This is a genomic window from Achromobacter sp. SIMBA_011 (genome assembly GCF_046535435.1).
GTDB lineage: Bacteria > Pseudomonadota > Gammaproteobacteria > Burkholderiales > Burkholderiaceae_B > Achromobacter > Achromobacter dolens.
Genome location: NZ_JAWRWN010000525.1, coordinates 1 through 269 on the forward strand (window position 1 = coordinate 1; position 269 = coordinate 269).

Here is a 269-nt window from a genome sequence, read left to right on the forward strand (position 1 = left end):
GCCGTTTCGACATGATCATGGCCGAGGCCATGGACCGGCTATCGCGCGACCAGGAGGATATCGCCGGCATCTTCAAGCGCATGACCTATGCCGATGTGAAGATGTTCACCCTGTCCGAGGGCGAGATCACCCATCTGCATGTCGGGTTGAAGGGCACGATGAACGCGCTGTTCCTGAAGGATCTAGCCGACAAGACCCGTCGTGGGCTGCGCGGCCGCGTCGAGGATGGCAAATCCGGAGGCGGCCTCTGCTACGGTTATGACGTGGTG

At 61.0% G+C, this 269-nt stretch carries 1 protein-coding gene; it reads left to right on the forward strand.

Annotated elements, in window-relative coordinates:
• Positions 1–17: 17 nt before the first annotated feature.
• Positions 18–269: hypothetical protein (locus SB816_RS31995; protein WP_410548242.1), on the forward strand; the 252-nt coding region annotated here is incomplete at its 3' end.